At 30.6% G+C, this 16611-nt stretch carries 15 protein-coding genes; all 15 read right to left on the reverse strand.

The window, feature by feature from the left end:
• Positions 1-140: 140 nt before the first annotated feature.
• Entirely contained in the window at positions 141-557 is a 417-nt protein-coding gene (locus ACQ3F0_RS23745; protein WP_428868280.1) for a hypothetical protein, read from the reverse strand.
• Between the two features lie 23 nt (positions 558-580).
• Complete coding sequence (locus ACQ3F0_RS23750) at positions 581-1771, reverse strand: DUF2207 family protein (protein ID WP_428868281.1); 1191 nt, start codon at positions 1769-1771, stop codon at positions 581-583.
• A gap of 48 nt (positions 1772-1819) precedes the next feature.
• Positions 1820-2377: a zinc ribbon domain-containing protein gene (locus tag ACQ3F0_RS23755; RefSeq protein ID WP_428868282.1), complete on the reverse strand. Its 558-nt coding sequence runs from the start codon at positions 2375-2377 to the stop codon at positions 1820-1822.
• 75 nt (positions 2378-2452) lie between these two features.
• Entirely contained in the window at positions 2453-6262 is a 3810-nt protein-coding gene (locus ACQ3F0_RS23760) for a hypothetical protein (RefSeq protein ID WP_428868283.1), read from the reverse strand.
• Positions 6262-6948 (reverse strand): hypothetical protein, encoded by a 687-nt coding sequence (locus ACQ3F0_RS23765; RefSeq protein WP_428868284.1) that lies wholly within the window; start codon positions 6946-6948, stop codon positions 6262-6264. Before ACQ3F0_RS23765 ends, ACQ3F0_RS23760 begins: the two co-directional genes overlap by 1 nt.
• Entirely contained in the window at positions 6927-7295 is a 369-nt protein-coding gene (locus ACQ3F0_RS23770; protein WP_428868285.1) for a hypothetical protein, read from the reverse strand. Before ACQ3F0_RS23770 ends, ACQ3F0_RS23765 begins: the two co-directional genes overlap by 22 nt.
• Positions 7296-7299: 4 nt before the next feature.
• On the reverse strand, positions 7300-8220 hold the full coding sequence (locus ACQ3F0_RS23775; RefSeq protein WP_428868286.1) for a discoidin domain-containing protein: 921 nt from the start codon (positions 8218-8220) through the stop codon (positions 7300-7302).
• A 152-nt stretch (positions 8221-8372) separates the two neighbouring features.
• Positions 8373-8798: a hypothetical protein gene (locus ACQ3F0_RS23780; protein WP_428868287.1), complete on the reverse strand. Its 426-nt coding sequence runs from the start codon at positions 8796-8798 to the stop codon at positions 8373-8375.
• 271 nt (positions 8799-9069) lie between these two features.
• The gene (locus tag ACQ3F0_RS23785; RefSeq protein WP_428868288.1) at positions 9070-10071 is read right to left on the reverse strand and encodes a calcium/sodium antiporter; all 1002 of its coding nucleotides are present in this window, start codon (positions 10069-10071) and stop codon (positions 9070-9072) included.
• 183 nt (positions 10072-10254) lie between these two features.
• Positions 10255-10980 carry a hypothetical protein gene (locus tag ACQ3F0_RS23790; protein WP_428868289.1) on the reverse strand — a complete coding sequence of 242 codons (726 nt, stop codon included), beginning with the start codon at positions 10978-10980 and terminating at the stop codon, positions 10255-10257.
• On the reverse strand, positions 10973-11467 hold the full coding sequence (locus ACQ3F0_RS23795; RefSeq protein WP_428868290.1) for an RNA polymerase sigma factor: 495 nt from the start codon (positions 11465-11467) through the stop codon (positions 10973-10975). Before ACQ3F0_RS23795 ends, ACQ3F0_RS23790 begins: the two co-directional genes overlap by 8 nt.
• A 209-nt stretch (positions 11468-11676) precedes the next feature.
• Entirely contained in the window at positions 11677-12198 is a 522-nt protein-coding gene (locus ACQ3F0_RS23800; protein ID WP_428868291.1) for a PTS sugar transporter subunit IIA, read from the reverse strand.
• A 205-nt stretch (positions 12199-12403) separates the two neighbouring features.
• The gene (treR, locus tag ACQ3F0_RS23805; RefSeq protein WP_428868292.1) at positions 12404-13126 is read right to left on the reverse strand and encodes a trehalose operon repressor; all 723 of its coding nucleotides are present in this window, start codon (positions 13124-13126) and stop codon (positions 12404-12406) included.
• Between the two features lie 35 nt (positions 13127-13161).
• A complete protein-coding gene (treC, locus tag ACQ3F0_RS23810; RefSeq protein ID WP_428868293.1) occupies positions 13162-14826 on the reverse strand; it encodes an alpha,alpha-phosphotrehalase in 1665 nt (554 codons plus the stop codon).
• 67 nt (positions 14827-14893) lie between these two features.
• Positions 14894-16309 (reverse strand): PTS system trehalose-specific EIIBC component, encoded by a 1416-nt coding sequence (gene treP, locus ACQ3F0_RS23815; RefSeq protein ID WP_428868294.1) that lies wholly within the window; start codon positions 16307-16309, stop codon positions 14894-14896.
• Positions 16310-16611: the final 302 nt, after the last annotated feature.

The following is a 16611-nucleotide window of genomic DNA, read 5'->3' on the forward strand; positions in this document are numbered from 1 at the left end:
TCTTCAGTGAAAGTGATTTTACTCATTTAAATTCAACCTCTCTTTCTTCTAAATAAAGTATACAAAAAAATACCTATAGAATAAACACCTTTTCTTAGTGTCCATTCTATAGGTACCATTTTAATTTGAGCATACCTTAATTATTGTATCACTTCTATTTCAATTTCCACAATTGGTTGTGGATTTGTTTGTCGAAAGAACCCATCTAAATATACTCTAACTTTTCCAACTTTTTTTGGATAAAATACTGCTACTCTATCAGGGTTTATATTGCAGTCTCCAAAAAGCTTTTCTATCTTTTCTGCGTCCAATGTCTCAACTAGCTCATCATCAAAAAGAATTGTTCCCATATCATCGGGTTGTACATCCCAAAAAACTCTATGAATTTCACTTAATTCTTCTGGAACTTCTAATGCCAATGGAACTTCATCTCCAACATGAATGGCCTTATTTTCTACAACAACCTCGCCTGTCAAATTAGTGTGGTCACATCCGATGAAGATTAAAGAAGATAAGAAAATCATAAAAATTATAACTATTGTTTTCCTAGTTGACAACTATAATCACCTCAACTAATAATTTATTTTTTTTCCGGTTCATAATAAAATTGGGGCTGAATTATATCATTAACAATTTGGAGATTTTCTATGAAATTAGTAATTTCTCTCCCATACATATCATAAGAATCTCCTCTGTTTTTATAAAAAATCTTAACAATTTTATCATATACTCCAAAAGTAACCGAATATACTAGATAAAGTCTAAAAGTTTCTTCTCCAACATAGGGAAATTCATTTGTCTTAAATGTATTAACAATGTATTTTTTAAAACCATAAAACTTCGCAGTAGTAGTAACTCCTAGCTCTGAACGTCTATTAACCGCTTTTGAAAGCAATTTAACTACTAAACCACAAATAAATATTTTAATAATTGATATTGACCAAGGCTGGCTAATAAGTAACCCCAATACTGAAATACCCATAAGAACTATACCAACAGTATTTCCTAGCTTCTCTCCCTTTTCTCCTGAGGTATCTAAATAACCCATTTTATTTGAATCCCAGATTATACATCTTGCCCAGGACGGAGGACTACACTTTACCTCTTCAGAGTATTGTGAATATGAATTGGCTAAATCTTTATCCACATATTCTCCGTTTCCAAGTTTATTAAATATCCAAGTCAACAACTCTTTTTCATGATCCCATAAAGTTTCATGGAGGTCTTTGTTTAGAATCAAAGACCTTTTATCTTTGTCAATTTTTATATACTCTCTTCTAACTAAATCCATGATATTGGCAAGCATATTCTCTAGGTGAACTTTATATATTAAATCATTCCCTTTTCCTCTTTTCTTAAAATTATGAAGCAATCCTGCAACAGCTGGGGTACAGTCTACAGGAATTTTATCCAAAGTTTTTTCTTTGAATTGAGATTTAGCCTCAATCTTATATCTTATAAAAAGATATATTATGAATAAAGTAGCTAAAACAACTATAATATTACCACTAAAATGGTAAATCTTGCCCATAGAAAATTTAATATTCTGCGGAGTATAATAAGCTATTGATCCTAATGCATAAACAAATAGCCCCATAATAAGACCACATGCTGTAAGTATTGCGATAACAATTAAAATGCCTTGTACAATACTAAATCCCTGATAATTATTACTCTCCTTTTTATCTTCAATTTTAGGAATAGGAAAAAGTTTCATTACACCAGTTTTTTCATCTAAGATTTCTCTTACATACTCATTCTTATCACACATTTGATTACCTCTTAACTTTCTTATAGCAATTATAGTAAACAAAAATTTCTATACTTCTTTCCCACAAAAAATACAAAATTTATTATCTCCATTAACTTCTTTACCGCAGTGTTTACAGAAATTCTTCTTTATCTTTTCAATTTTATTTCCACAGCTTGGGCAGAAATTATCATCATTATTCACAACTTGACCACATTTATTGCATTGTAATGTGGATTCTTCTTTTATTTCTTCTATTAATCCTTCTTTAGGTTGTTCACTTTCAGTCTTCACCTGTTCATTTGTTACATTGCCCATTTGGTATTGGCGAATTTCTTCTCTTTTTTCCTCATCTATCTGCGGTGGCTCTGGTGCTGTTATACTAACTACATACTCTTCATTTTGTTTTTTATATCCAGGTATATTTCTTCTAATCCATTCATTATTCAAGTCATCAAACCATAACCAATTACCCGTTTCCTCGTCTAACATCCACTTACCTGTATTTTCATCTTGAACTAAAAGTTCATTTCTAACTTTATTTAAATATTCTGTTTCGTCTATAACACCGTTCTCATAAGCTCTTTTTGCATACCAATACTCTTTTTCTACCTGTTCAAAGTTCATAGAAATACCCCCTTTTTATTAGTTATAAGTTCAAGGATGATTTTCTTGCAGAAAACCTTAAAAAATTAAATTTATCTACAGTTCCTTTGCATAGACCTCAATATGACTACCAAAGATATCTAATATCTTTTCTACAGAATATCCACTCTTTTTCAATGTGTTTTCCATATACTCTATAGACTTATGCCCCTTAATTACTTCATCAGTTAGCTTTTGGAATTGATCAAGGACTTTTGGTGGTGCTTTTAAGTTTGGCTTTTTAATTTTTGCGATATCTTCCATTGGTTTTAATAATGTATTGTATTGTTTATTATATTGTTTTAGTCCTTCTAGCTTACTACTATTAATATCTAAAGCTTTAGCTCCACTCTTTGTTAGATGGTCAGATTTTTCACTCCACCATTCTAACACCTTATGTTTAGCAGTTTTTCCAAAGGCTTGTGGGTCTTTTATATCTAAAGGATTATCGTAATAATATTTCTTATTGCTCTTGATGCCAACTGCCTTATCAACATCATCAGCAAATCCTCCAGCTGCATCTTTTCCCATTGGTTCAATGTCATTTTTAGCTCTTAAATCTTCTGGGCTTATACCTTTTCCGTATTTGTTTCCTATTGTTTCATTGATTGAATCTGTAAGTAGAGGTTTCATATCTTTAGCTTTCATAATCTCTGTTCTAACGCGCCCATTATTATCAATAAAGGTAACCTTTTTACCTACATCCCAGTCAGATCCAACCTTTGCATCCTTTGTTGGGTTTGAACGTCCTGTATCTTCTATTTCAATTACCTTTGAAACATTAGATTTTTTATTATATAAATCTTCTATTTTATTATTTAGCTTGCTGTTTACTGGCTTTTTAACCATATTATCATAAACATCTTCAACTTTGATTTTCATGCTATCAGGATATACTGATTTACCATCTATTTTCTTATTTATCTCAGCAATAGCATACTTGTCTGTCTTAATATCATATACTGCTTTATCAATTGCTTTAGGGTCTCCACTTTCAATTGCATCATGGAGTTTATTTATCTTTTTATTAGCTTGTGAAAATCCTTTTTGGTTAGTCATAGAGTCATTGAAGTCTGCGATATCACCAGCTTTGCCCTTATTATTGGACGCATTATTAATATCTCCCTTAGCTTTTCCTTTACCAATTTTTTTAGATATTCTTCCTGCAGCAAATTTTAATACCTCGGCGTAAACCATATCTTTAATTGCTGCCTTTGCGGCATCAAATACATCCATATCTCTTCTACAGATATTCATTGTTAAGTTATATATGAATAACATTGTGTAAGCTGCTAATTTTAATTTTGGATTTTTCTTAAAGAATTTTTCTAAAACCTTAATCATATTTTCTCGACTTATGGCTTCTTCTCCAATACCTTCAATGATGTCCATTAAGTCGCCATAGAAATACTTATCGTACCATTCACTTAAATCTAAGCCATCTCTATAAGAAACTAAAGCTGATACTATGGCGTCATGACTTTCTCCAACAACCATTCCTAAATATGGACTTCCTGTAACCATTGTACCTGCTATATCTGTAGCCATTCTACCTAGCCAATGAGCAACATTTAAAGTATCTTCAATGTATCCAGCCCATCTTTCAAGGTCTTCATATCCTTTTCCGCCTTCAGCTTCCCAAAGAGTTAGTCCAATTTTCCATATTTTCTTACGAAGCTCATATAGTCCTCTAGCTCCCATTACCTTTGATTTACTTTCTAGAATACTATTCATCTTTGGTTGATATTCATTTGGAATGAGTTTAATAGTATCTCTGCAGTTTTTTAATTCCTTTTGCCAACTTGGACTTCCTGGTCCCATAGATAATACATCTAACACTAATGGTATTTCAAGATTATAAGTTTTATCTTTATTTGATGCACTTACTCTTAATTTCCCTCTATAATTTGAACCATTTCCAGGTATTGCTCTAGTGGTCATAATATCATAGGAGTATGTAGATAAAGTTCTATTTTTATAACCATCAAAATTATCCCAATCACCTTTTCCAAATTGAATTTTCGATGCATCAAATGCATTTTCAGCAAGCTTCTCATCAGTAATAATTTTGGGTTCAATCTTTATACTTGATAGAAGATCATAATCCGTTTTCAGTTCTCCATACTCTGCAGTAACTGCACCTATTTTTATCTTAGATTTTGAAATTCCATCTGCAATTATATTTAGTGCTTGTTCATTTACTACTATTAATCCTTCCCTTGCAATTGTTACTGCTAACTTTTTCTGGAGTAGTTTATTAGTTTTCTCATTAAAAGCTTTTACAATTACAGTATTAGAAACAGACGTTCCTGATCCTTCAGGAAGAATTTCTGGTGATATTTTTAATCCACATTTATCCGCTTCAATATCAATACAATCCACATGCTTTATCCCCATTTCCAGAGATGTTTCAATCTCTGTTGAAAACTTCCACTCTATCTTTTCCATGGATTTAACTCTTACATTTATAGGATAATGTTGATTTTGGTTATCCGCTATTACAATTGATTTTGGTTCTAAAAGTAATTTCATTTCATCTTTTTCTACCTTAAGAATTACTCTCTTAGCAGTAACCTTTGAAGAATCACTATTGACTACCAACGGAATCTCTATTGGGAAGGTAATTCCACTATCGCCTTTATAAAATTTTGAATCCGCTAAATAGGTGAAAGAAATATAATATAGCTTTTCCATTCCACTATTGTGATTTTCTTCTTCAATATAAACATAATCAGAACCAATTGCATCCCCACTAGGAGCTACAGATATAGTTCTAGCTACTTCTGATTTTTCACTTTCCTCAGCATTACCAATTATGGAAACGCTAAGAGTTACACTTTTTCTAGTGTTACCAGCTATTAAAGGTCCACCATGAATTTTAGCCTCTAAACTTAACGTGCTCTCATCTTCTTCACCATCCGGATTATCTACATTATTGCCATTTAGACCACTAGTTCCACCTAATCCAGAAAGACCAGAAGATAAACCAAGTAATCCTAGAATAGATAATAAACTACCTATAAAGGGAAGCATTCCATCTACTAATGGGTTTGTCCCTCCTCCACCTATATTAGTTCCAGATGTATTTCCTCCAGTGGTATCAGGGTTCTCTATACCACCTGTATTCCTATTTCCAACAGTTCTAATAGAAACTCTATAATCTACTGAAACCTGTTCCAACACCTTAAACTCATCCTCAAGATTTAAATAATCTGTAAATACATATTTATCAGTCTTGTACCAGTCTTCTTTCGGAATCCACTCCCCAATACATGGGTCATTCTTTGAATTATAATACAATTCATCAGTATCTGTTTTGAGAAGTTCTATTTGATGAAAAGAAGCATCATAGCCATCATTTGGGAAAAGTACATATGAAAAAATGTCCCCTCTCAATTTATCAACTTTTTCATTAAATATCCCATTAAATACATTTACATGTACTTTTTGAAATTCATTAGGATATGTAGAATAAAAATATACGGTACTAAACATAGTATACTTAGGAAAATCAATTTTTACTTTCCTAACTGATTTTTCCAAACATAGATAACCTAGTTCAAATAATTTACTGAAATCCTCTACTGAATTTACGCCTAACTCAGACCCATCTCCCATAAATTCATTATTCTCTACAGTAAAACTTAAATCAGAATTTTTCTCAGGATGTGAAAAATGATACTCTTCTCTATAAATTAAATATTGGTTCTTTTCAATTTCTTCTTTGGAAAGCTCAAAATCGTATTTCTTGTAGCCTTCTCTATCTTTAATTGTACTAATATTCTCTTCAACATTTCCAAAAGCCTTTGCAGAAATCACAGGTAAAATCAATAATAAAATAAATAATATAGCAAATAATCTTTTCATTATATCTCCTCTCCATTCTTCTTTTTCCTCTTGAAAATGCCAATAATATTAATAATTATAAATAAAATAATTAAAGTTAATCCAAAAGTACCCGCCATTAAATTTCCATTAAATAACCCGTACAGCATAAATCCAAAAGTTGAACCACTCATTAATGAACTTATAGAATTATCACCTTTATTTTTGGACACCGCTCTTATTAATTTTCCAACCACTATATTAAGTACAAAAGCTAATTTACTCTTCTTTATTTCCATTGAAGAAGAAAATAAAGTTAGTGCAGCCATTAAACTAAAAGATGCACTTCCAGTAACACCACTAAAAACTAATGCTATTATAATTCCTACAATATACACCAATTTGGATTCATTCTTCGAAAAAGAAATCATACTTCCAACCACAGGCTTTATTTTATTTAATTGAAATAAATTTTGTTTTTCTCTAATCTTTGAAAAAATATTTACTGCAAACGCACCTGCCAGTGACCAAAATAAAGTGCCACCAAGTCTATTGCCTGATATAGTAAGAGTTGAACTTAGATATGGTCCTAAACCACTGTTTTGAAATTTACTTAAAAGAATAAAATTAAGAATAAAAATCATAATAGAAACTAATAAAGCTTTGATTATGTTCTTTTTAAAATCTTTCTTTAAGCCTTTAATAGTTAAACTAATAACTTGACCCATGTATATACCCCCCTTTTTACATTTGATTCTTTTTTCCAGCTGAAAATTATAAAGCTTAATGTTTCGCCATCACTTTTTGTCCCAACTCTTAAATTCATTTCATTAGGCAATTCATAAGCAGACTCTCTACTATTAATATTTTCAATTTTATTAAAACCACGATCTTTTATCGAATCCTCAAATTTATATACAAACTCATCTTTGCTTATATATAAAGAATCTTCATAATCTGGATTACCCACAATTGTATTTTGAGTACTCATTTTGTAAATAGCCAAAATCACTAAAAGAACAGCTATTATTGAAACTAAAATTATTTTAAATACATTAACTTTTTTTCTTTTCACTTAATTACTCCTTGAATGCACGTATCTCAGAGATACATGTATCATCATAAGTACTACCTTTATAAACATCAACAATAGTAAGCTTTATGAAACTTGTAGTAACCGAATCTACTGGAAGTATGCTTGTATATTCAAACGTATCAGAAAATTGGACATTCATATGACTACCATCAGAGAACTCCAGTAATACATTGAAAGGTCTATTATTTTTAAGATATGTTTCCTTCGACTTCTTATATCCATTATGAAATTCAATTCCATCAATAGTAACTTCACCATCGAAATTCAATTGAATCCATTCTCCACTACCATTACCATTTGCTGCTTCTACCCAAGCTGTTTCTTTATTTTGGTCTTCAACATTTTCCGGAAAATAGTGAGAACTATCTGTGGCATCAAGGTAGGATGATGCATCTATAGAACGAGGTTCATAATATTTTGAAATAGAAAGTATGTCACCTTTATTAGAATTGTCATCTTCAGGATTTGAGTTATCCTCTATGTCATCAGGATTGTTAGAACCATTATTACTTTGACTATCATATTCTTTATCATTAACATCTTTTATATCATCTTTTATATCATCTTTTATATCATCTTTTTTAGTGTCATTAACATCATTACCATTTTTGTCTCTACCCATCATAGAGAACATTGCACCTATCAACAAAACTACTACTATAAAAGCACTCGCTATTGCAATTAGAATAGATTTATTGCTACTTTTCTTTGCTCTAACATTACTCTTTCTCTTGTTTTCTACAGTTTTGGACTTTCTTATATCTTGTGAATGTTCTTTATAGCTAATATTATCTTTTTCAGAACTTTCTTTGTGATTTGTTATCTCTTCTTCAAATCTATAACCACAACCACCACAGAATTTACCATCTCCATTTCTTTTTTTACCACATTTTGGACAAAACATCCAATCCCCCCTTATCAAGTTTAAAACCTATCAGTGCCCCTTTGTTTGTGAATCCTATTTTCAGCATTATTTTCATTATAATTATATAATACTACATTTTTTTCCTTTTTTCCTCAGTTTTTTTAATAAGTCTATAAAAATTCAATAATTCCTTACTTTAGTTTAAAATCTAAAGCTCTTGATAGTTCCTCAATATCTCCATTAAAAGCAAAACAAGATACTTTATCATTATTTTCAAAAACTAAGTAAAATGGCAACTCATTTTCTGGAATTAGTATGAATACTTCTTTTATATTAGCATTCAACACATCTGTTTCTACCTGTACAGATGAATTAAAAGGTATTTTAATTGCATATCCGTCATCTGTTATAGGGTCAAGATTTCCGTAAAAATTTTCAATATTCATCACCCAATTTGAAATCATATCATTTATCTCTGGAGTTAATTGAACCACTTTTACTACCTTATCTTGTTTTGGGTTAAAAATTTCTACATATTTATAATTTGGTGCACAAATAGCCTTTGGGTATATAAACATAATAATTAGTACTGTTATAATCCAAATTTTTTTCTTCATATAAATCACCTCAACGCTAGTATACCCAAATAATTTCTTCATATTGAATTTTCATAAAGAAAAAGATTCCTTTCTCAACAGATCATGGTCAATTTGAATATTTTATGTTCATATCAATTCATGAAGATAAAAATCACATGGAAGAATTTAAATAAATTATAGTTTATATAGTGAAATTAATTTCTCTCAAAAGAAAATTATAAATATAACTAAAAAACCTCCCGTCGTGTGTTTCACGACGGGAGGTTTTTTTATGTTAAACTGTGGAATCCTAAACAAAATTAAGTATTAAATAAATAAAATAAATCCCTGCAAGAAAAAGTCCTTGTGGTTTTGTAATGACCCCTTTTTTATTTTTAGCAAAAATTCTAAAAGCAATTAATACTATTAACATTGTAGGTATCTGCAATATATAAAAGTTTCTAGGAACAATTAACCCTCTTCGTGTTACCGCAGCTGCACTCCCAACAACAAATAAAACATTTAAAATGTCAGCACCAATAATATTTCCTACTGCTAATTCTCCATGCCCTTTTCTAACTGATGTTATCGCTGTTACTAGTTCTGGTAAACTAGTACCAAATGCTACTAATGTTGCAGCAATAACACTTTGTGGAATACCAACACGAGCAGCTGTAACTCCTACTGTAGGTATCAATATTTTAGATGAAGCAATAACCATTACAACGCCAAGTGATAATTTAATAATCTGTAAAAATACTGAATTCTTTTCTTCTTCCAAATCCATAGCTAATGCCTCATTAGATTTTCTTGTACCATTTATTAACATAAATATATAAAAAATCAATAGTGCAATAAAAATCAAACCTGTCCACTGTGTAATTACTCCATGTGGTCCTTTTGATAAAAACGGTAAACTAACAAAAGCCAATAGTACTCCAGCAAGTAATTGAATACGCCCTTGACGATTAATAGTATTTTTATCTATAGGCAATGTTCCTATAAGTGCGGCGATACCAATAATCAACCCTGTATCTGCAATAATAGATCCTATTGCATTTCCTAAAGCTAAATCTGGATTACCATTGATTGCAGCAAAAACCGACACTGTAGCCTCAGGCAATGTAGTACCTAAACTGACAATTGTAGCTCCTATAATCATTTTAGGAACACCCCAATGTATAGAAAGACTTACAGCTTCGTCTACTAAAATATCAGCTCCTTTACTAAGTGTAACAAGGCTAATCACAAAAATGCATAATAAAATAACTAATGAGAACTGACTAAGGGTAGAGTAAATTAATTCATCCATATTATTATCCTTTCAATCACTATTTTAAAAAGGGAAAATAGCTCCCTATACCATGGGAATTATATAGTTTTTGATGTTCTTTGTCAAGAAGCAACATTATCAATATACACCATTATATCCTTTACATCATAACTAGATAAAACCTCCCATTAAATTGAGAGGTTTTCAGCTACTTATTAATATTTAAAACTTTCCATTACTATAGATAGCATAAGCTGTTACTTCTGAAGCATTAACATCATCCAATGTAAACCCAGCAATCCTGTTTCCAACCTTAAATTCTTTTGATACAGGTTCTCTTCCATTATCAGGATCATCCTCAAAAACAGTATCTTCATTAATTATTATCCACTGTTCACCAACTTTAATTTTGCTACCATCTTCACTTATTTCTGTTATTTCTCCGCTAATATTTACAGCAACCTTTGCCATTGGTCTTCTTTCATCTATATTTTCTGGTAAAGCTTCCTTTATATCTTCTTCGTTCTTTTCAGGAATACTAGATTCGATTTCATTATCTTGACTATTCTTAGTAACTATTTCTTCATGATCTTTTGTTGGTTCATTATCAATTATACTTTCATTGTTTGATATTAACTGATTTTTATCTCTATCTAAAATTTCTGTTTCTTTAACTTCGTCCCCTTTTTCATTTAAAGCTACCTCTGGTTGTTGTGATATAGGTGATTTATCATTTTGTAAGAAATCAAAAACTCCTATAAATCCTAAAATCAAAACAAAACCAAAGGTTACTAATGCTAACCCAGCTTTATAAGAATGAAAATTTCTAGCTCTTCCACTTTTCTTTCCATGTAATTCTTCCTTCATCATTTGTGAAGTTTTCTTTACTATTTCATCACTAGGTTTGATATTTTCAAAAGCATCTTTATAGTCTTTTTTATTATTCATAAATAAAATCTCCTTTCAAATTTTCTCCGAGTAATTTTCTTCCTCTATGTAAGTTAGTCTTTATAGTAGCTTCCTTTTTATTAAATAATGCTGCTATTTCTTTAACTAAATAACCTTCATAGTAGTATAAATGTATCACCGTTCTATATTTCTTTGGCAATGCCATTACTGCATCATATAACTGGCTCTTTTCAAATTCATCTTTATTATCAACAATTTCACTATTGAGCTCTGCTCTTTTTTTAAAGTGGGAAGAAAGAAAAATATTCTTGCTACAATTTATTGTGACACGTATTAGCCAAGCTTTTAAATGTTTCTTATTTTCAAATTCTGGCCTCTTCCTTATTAATCTTAAAAAAACTTCCTGAAAAACATCTTCTGCGTGATAACGATCTTTTGTTTGTGAATATGCCACTTTATAAACTGTATCTGAGTATTCTTTTAATATTTCATCCACTTCATCGTCCGTACGTAACGATATATGCATCAAATATCTCCTCCTTTCACTTCTAATACTTTTACCTTGCCCAAAAGGTTTCATACAAATCATAAAAAATTAGCCTATGTTTTGAAACAGTTTTGTATTAATTAAAAAGTTCACACTTGTAATTTATAATTATTGTCCCAAAATCAACAACTACTTAAAAAGTAAAAAATACAAGACTCCCCTGGAATCTTGTATTTTAAACGTAATCATTAAGCTACAATAGTAATTATATTTTCTTCACCTGCTTCAACTTTTTTACCAGCTTCAAATGATACTCTTTCATTTTCTGAAAGGTTTGTAAATACTACTGGCGTTATTATTGAAGGTACCTTACTTTGTATTTTATCTATATCTACTTTCATTATAGTCTGGCCTGCTTCTACCCTATCACCTTGTTTTATAAGAGATTTAAATCCTTCTCCCTCAAGATTAACAGTATCTACTCCAATATGAATCAATATCTCTCGTCCATTATCACCTTGAATGCCTATTGCATGCTTAGTTGGAAATAATGTTACTATTTCACCATTCACAGGCGATACTATTTCTCCATTCTCTGGTTTTATAGCAAACCCATCTCCCATTATTTTCTGAGAAAAAACCTGGTCAGGTACATCTTTTAAATCTAATAACTCTCCATTCAAAGGTGATACAAATAAGTTCTTGTCTCCCTTGTCATTAATTACATCTTTATTTTTCTGCTTCTTAGCTCCAAATAGCTTTTTAAACATAATCAATCCTCCTTCCTTTTTCCATAGACGAATACTTTTTATCTCCTATAATTGTCCGTATTTTCTTTAAACGAGATAATATAAGGACACTTTTTACGTAGTAAAAGCTTTAATCAAATCTAAAGATTTTCTGAAAGAAAATCATCCATTACTGTTAACTGTAGCCTGTGAACTAAATATCTATCCTACAAAGTAGTTTATCTATTTAAGCGTTATTATAGGTTCTCCTAGCAAAATCTACAAATCTAAATTTGTCTGGTCTATGTCTTGATTCAGTATACTGAAATAATCTTGCATCCTTTAAATAAACATAATTTTTAACAACTACAATCATATTAAAATGTCCTAAATCCAGATATTTTTCATCTTCTTCTGTAGCCATTTCTACTGTGATTTCTTTTCTTGCAAAACTTATTTCAATACCTAATTCTTTTTCAAAATATTCATATATTGAATCTTCACAAATATCTTTAGTTAATAAAGATACCATTTCTTTATTAAAAAAATCTTTATCCAATATAATTTTTTCTTTTCCGATTTCTCTAACTCTAATAACCTTCCAAATATCATCATCTTTTTTAACATCAAGCTCTTTTATCAGAAATTCATTAGGTTTTATTAATTCAAACTCCTTCACAATTGTTCTAGATTGTTTACCCATTTCCTTAGACAATTCCTTAAAACTCACTAATCCTGAAACAGGAAAATCCAATTTGTTAATATCCAAAACAAATGAACCCTTGCCTTTTACCTTTTGAATATAACCATTTTGCTCAAGTAAATTCAATGCTTTTCGTATTGTATCCCTAGATACATCATATTGAAGCATTAGTTTGCTCTCTGATGGTAGCTTTGTATTCGATTTTATTGTCTTATTTGCAATTTTGTTTACAATTTCATTGTATATAGCTAAGTATTTACTCATCAATATTCATCACCACATGTATTCTGTCATTTCTAATATTATATCACAAATTGATATACAATTGATTCATATGGCCTTAATGTAATTCTATTAAAACAATTTGGTGAATCATTATAGTTTGAAATTAAAATTTTGCTATTATATTCATGGAAATTAAATTCCCCAGGTAATACAAATTCTGTTTCCCTTCCATAAAAATTATTTATTACAAGTAATTTTTCTTCATTATAGTTCCTTATATATGCAAAAATGTTCTCATGATCCTCTAATATATGCTGAAAATCTCCATAAGCAACAACATCAAATTCTTTTCTAAGCTTTATTAACTTCTGATAATGATAAAAAACTGAATTGGTATCCTTTAATGCCTCTTCAGCATTTATTTCTTTATAATTTTCACTTACAGATATCCACGGTGTTCCATCTGTGAACCCTGCTTTTGCAGAGCTATTCCATTGCATTGGTGTACGTGAATTATCTCTGGATTTAGATTGTAAAATTTTAATTATTTCTTCGTCATTTATACCCTGTTCTTTTAAAATATTATAATAATTTATTGATTCAATATCCTTATATTGCTTAATATCATTGAAATATGGATTTGTTGATCCAAACTCTTCCCCTTGATATATATAAGGTGTTCCCCTTAGCATGTGTATTGCTGTTGCTAACATTTTTGTTGATTCCTTATGATATTTTTTATCATCACCAAAACGTGATACAACACGGGGCTGGTCATGGTTACACCAAAATGCAGCACTCCATCCATTACCATTTTGCATCCCACTCTGCCAAGTACTTAATATTTCTTTTAGTTTCATAAAATCAAAATCCATTAAAGACCACTTTTCTTTATCCTTATAATCAACCTTTAAGTGATGAAAGTTGAATACCATAGATAATTCTTTCTCATCTGGATTTGAATACTTAATACAATTATCTACAGTTGTTGAGGACATCTCACCTACAGTAATAATATCTTTATACTTCCCAAAGGTTTGACTATTTAGTTCTTTCAAATACTCATGTATACGAGGTCCATCTGTATAGAAACGACGACCATCTCCCTCATAATCATCTTCATATTTATCTGGCTTTGAAATAAGATTAATAACATCTAATCTAAATCCCTTTACACCTTTTTCTATCCAAAAATTAACTATGTCGAATATTTCTTTTTTAACCTCATGATTCTCCCAGTTCAAATCAGCTTGAGTTGTATCAAATAAATGTAGATAATGTTCATCTAATTCTTCAATATATTCCCAAGCAGAACCACCAAATTTTGATATCCAATTTGTCGGTGCTCTTTGAGATTTTGTTTTCTTGAATATATAATAATTTTTATATCTTTCATCACCATTTAATGCATTTTTGAACCAAGTATGCTCTGTTGATGTATGATTAAATACCATATCAAGCATAACATCAATTCCACGTTTATTAGCCTCATGAACCATTTCTTGAAAATCTTTCATCGTCCCAAAACGTGGATCTATATTACAATAATCCGCTACATCATATCCATTATCATTTTGTGGAGAAACATAAAAAGGAGTTAGCCAAATATAATCTATACCTAATGTCTTTAAATAATCTAGCTTTTCTGTAACACCCTTTAAATCCCCAAGTCCATCTCCATTAGAATCCTTAAATGATTTTGGGTATATCTGATAGACTACACTTTTCTTAAAATCCTTCATCCATTCATCACCTCTAAATTATTGAAAGAAAAGAGAGAAATTTTATATCTCCCTTAGAGTTTCTAAACTACTTTTTTACTGCTATTTTCTTTTTTGCGAAAATTATTGTTAAGACAAAAGGTACAACTATAGCAATTAGCATAGCAATGGCAAATACCCAAATATACTTTGGTTGAATTGATAGTATACCAGGTAATCCTCCAACCCCTATTGAATTAGCCATAACACCTGAACCAACTGAAACAACTCCTGCTATAGCAGAACCTATCATTGCTGCTAAAAATGGGTACACATATCTTAAATTTATACCAAACATAGCTGGTTCAGTTACCCCTAAATAACAAGATATTGCTGCTGGAATAGACACTTGCTTTTCTTCTTCGTTATCTTTATTCAAATAAATAATTGCAAGTACTGCAGATCCCTGAGCTATATTTGATAAAGCAATCATTGGCCATAGGTTTGTTCCACCGAACTCACTCATCAATTGAAGGTCAATAGCATTAGTCATATGATGCAATCCAGTTATTACGAGTGGTGCATAACTAAATCCAAATACCGCAGCAAATAACCAACCAAATGCTGATGTTAATCCTGCATATACTACATCAGATATAAATGAACCAATTGTCCACCCTAAAGGACCTAAAACAATATGTGCTAGTAACACCGTTGGTACTAACGAAAGGAATGGAACCACTATCATTGAGATATACTCTGGCACTACCTTACGTAATTGAATTTCTAAATACGAAAATACAAATCCTGCAAGTACTGCTGGTATTACCTGTGCTTGATATCCAATCATCTTGATTTGAGCAAATCCAAAGTTCCAAACTGGAGCCTCAGCACCACCTGCAACTGCATAGGCGTTTAACAATTGCGGAGAAACTAATGTAATACCTAGTACTATACCTAGTATTTGTGTTGCTCCCATTTTCTTAGAAATTGACCAAGTAATCCCTACAGGTAAAAAGAAAAATATTGCTTCACCAATTAACCAAAGAAAATGATGAGTACCTGCCCAAAATTGAGAAACCTCTGTTAGCGTTTTTGTTCCCTCTTCTAATAACTTTATATCACCGATTATATTACGAAATCCAAGAATTAAGCCTCCAACAACAATAGCAGGAATAAGTGGTGTAAATATTTCTGCTAAGTGAGAAATCATTCTTTGAAGTATATTCATATTTTGTCTAGCAGTGTTTTTTGCTGCGTTCTTGCTTATTCCCTCTATCCCAGCTACTTTTGTGAATTCATTGTAAAAAGACGGAACTTCATTTCCTATTATTACTTGAAATTGTCCTGCCTGAGTAAATACACCCTTTACATGTTTTAATGCTCTTATCTTCTCAACGTCTGCTTTTTTAGTGTCATTCAATACAAAACGCATACGCGTTACGCAATGTGAAACCGCTGCAATATTCTCTTTTCCACCAATATACTCTAGTAATTGGCTAACATCGTTAGTGAATTTAGACATTATTAAATCCCCCCTAATTTTTGAAAACATAAAAACAGATTAAAAGTTAGCAATTTGTTGAACTTGTACGTACATGTTGTTTGTGTTTTAATTATAACCTGTACGTATAGGATTGTCAATGTATTCGTTTAAATTATTTTATAATAAACACTACAATTTTATATATTTAAAAACACACATTTGACATTAATTCATACTTATACTATAATATTACTAGGTAATAAATATCTAAATACTGGGAATTAATTGTTATGAGTAGCTTGTGTACGAGGTATAGTATGTAAAATGATATTTTTGCAGAC

Origin of the sequence: Clostridium sediminicola, assembly GCF_050402865.1 — a bacterium.
In the GTDB taxonomy this organism is placed as follows: domain Bacteria; phylum Bacillota; class Clostridia; order Clostridiales; family Clostridiaceae; genus Clostridium_AF; species Clostridium_AF sediminicola.

Coding starts and splice junctions, on each gene's coding strand:
- ACQ3F0_RS23750 (WP_428868281.1), bottom strand. CDS start 1,771: ATGTGTGATAAGAATGAGTATGTAAGAGAAATCTTAGATGAAAAAACT.
- ACQ3F0_RS23755 (WP_428868282.1), bottom strand. CDS start 2,377: ATGAACTTTGAACAGGTAGAAAAAGAGTATTGGTATGCAAAAAGAGCT.
- ACQ3F0_RS23760 (WP_428868283.1), bottom strand. CDS start 6,262: ATGAAAAGATTATTTGCTATATTATTTATTTTATTATTGATTTTACCT.
- ACQ3F0_RS23765 (WP_428868284.1), bottom strand. CDS start 6,948: ATGGGTCAAGTTATTAGTTTAACTATTAAAGGCTTAAAGAAAGATTTT.
- ACQ3F0_RS23775 (WP_428868286.1), bottom strand. CDS start 8,220: ATGTTTTGTCCAAAATGTGGTAAAAAAAGAAATGGAGATGGTAAATTC.
- ACQ3F0_RS23780 (WP_428868287.1), bottom strand. CDS start 8,798: ATGAAGAAAAAAATTTGGATTATAACAGTACTAATTATTATGTTTATA.
- ACQ3F0_RS23785 (WP_428868288.1), bottom strand. CDS start 10,071: ATGGATGAATTAATTTACTCTACCCTTAGTCAGTTCTCATTAGTTATT.
- ACQ3F0_RS23790 (WP_428868289.1), bottom strand. CDS start 10,980: ATGAATAATAAAAAAGACTATAAAGATGCTTTTGAAAATATCAAACCT.
- ACQ3F0_RS23795 (WP_428868290.1), bottom strand. CDS start 11,467: ATGCATATATCGTTACGTACGGACGATGAAGTGGATGAAATATTAAAA.
- ACQ3F0_RS23800 (WP_428868291.1), bottom strand. CDS start 12,198: ATGTTTAAAAAGCTATTTGGAGCTAAGAAGCAGAAAAATAAAGATGTA.
- treC (WP_428868293.1), bottom strand. CDS start 14,826: ATGAAGGATTTTAAGAAAAGTGTAGTCTATCAGATATACCCAAAATCA.
- treP (WP_428868294.1), bottom strand. CDS start 16,309: ATGTCTAAATTCACTAACGATGTTAGCCAATTACTAGAGTATATTGGT.